Annotated in this window: 1 protein-coding gene; it reads left to right on the top strand. The window is 58.3% G+C overall.

From position 1 onward, the window contains the following. Window positions 1-477 precede the first annotated feature (477 nt). Window positions 478-1,689: sugar-binding domain-containing protein (locus B3C64_RS04520; protein WP_349679956.1), on the top strand; the 1,212-nt coding region annotated here is incomplete at its 3' end.

The raw sequence follows: 1,689 nt of genomic DNA, 5'->3' as shown, positions 1-1,689 counted from the left end.
CTCCGAACTCCGTATTGGAAGGCCAGGGCGAGGATTTGTGTGGCATCCATTCTCATAAGACCGAAGTCGGGTCGGAGAATAAATGATATGGCGGCGTGCGGGCCGACGATGTGAATCTTACACATCGTCGGCCCGCACGCTTTTCGCGTTGAATGTGTTTCGCCTGTCATGAGGCGATGTGGCACAGTCGTGAAAGTATATTGGGGTAGGGAATTTCGCTTATGGACATTCGCATGATTTTGATACGGATGCGATGAATTGAAATCGTGCGGAGGTGAGAGGTTCCAAAACGCCTTTTTGGAAGGATATACGGCCTGTTTTTCAGGTTAGGGGGTATGTGCGAATTGCGATTGTTCGCACAATTCCCAAAACATCCGTCCAAATTGAAATCGTGTGAAGATTTATGGCCACATCGTGGGAAGGTCCGCGGCGCTACAATGGAACATCGAGAGAACGCAGAGACGCAGGAGGATTCCGATGCTGGACGTGAAACGGGTGCTCAAGGCCGCTCCGACGAAGATGCGTTCCCGCGAGCCGCTGCGCCAATTATGGACGCCGTGGGGCGAGAAGATTCGCGACGAATGGCTTTCCTCCCATGCCGGGAACAAGGCGTTTCCCGGCGATGAATCCTTCCACTCCACATTCCGGATGACCCAGGGCGATGGAGATGGTTCGAGACGCGGACGCACGCCTGTTCTCAACGAGCATCCGCGCCCGACGATGGTGCGCGACAACTTCACCATGCTCAACGGATTGTGGGATTACGCGATTGTTCCCATTTCCAGCGGCGGGGATGCGGCGGCGCGTCGCAAATCCTTGCACAGGCTCACCCGCGACGAGGCGGTGCGTGCGGTCAAGGAGGCCGCGATTCCTGAAACCTACGATGGCGAGATACTAGTTCCTTTCTCCCCGGAATCGGCGCTTTCCGGTGTGCATCAGACCATATATCCCGACGATCTGCTGTGGTACCGCACCACCGTGCATCCCGTTTCCCTCGGCGGTGATGCGCGTATCCGGCAAATCGGCGACGCGAACCGGCTTATTCTGCATTTCGAAGCGGTCGATTACATCTGCGCGTGTTTCATCAACGGCCAGTATGCGGGCGCGCATATCGGCGGCTATCTGCCGTTCGACGTCGATATCTCCGCCTTCGTGGACTCGGACGACGCTTTCGAGATCGCGTTGTGCGTTTACGATCCCAACGATTCCGGCACCCAGCCGCGCGGCAAGCAGAAAATCGAGCGCGAAGGCATCTGGTACACCGCGCAAAGCGGCATATGGCAAAGCGTGTGGTTGGAAGTCGTCCCGGAAGCGTATCTGCGCACGCTCACGTTGAAGGGCGCGTCCGATGGGAAACTGTTCGTCCGAGCGGAAATCGGCGGCGACAAGCCGAATGCGAGGCTGCGCGTCACTGTGAGCGATCCGCACGATGACACGGTGGTGGCGGATGAGACGATACCGGCGGGCACGCGGAAGGTGCGTGCGGAGATCGAGACGCGCGCCGAGCGCCTATGGTCGCCGGACGATCCGTATCTGTATGACGTGACCGCGACGTTGTTGGTGGGGCAGGCCGTGAAAACATCCGTGAAACAGGTTTCGCGGGTATCGGAGCCAGCCGCTCAAGCATCTTTGAAACCGGTCGTGCGACAGTCCGTGGAACCGGCCGTCCAGGTGCCTGAGGAACAGGCC

The sequence above is a fragment of the Bifidobacterium sp. UBA6881 genome, from assembly GCA_002451435.1.
Taxonomy (GTDB): Bacteria; Actinomycetota; Actinomycetes; order Actinomycetales; family Bifidobacteriaceae; genus Bifidobacterium.
Note: the sequence above shows the minus strand (reverse complement) of the source record. Positions and strands in the feature narration are given on the sequence as shown.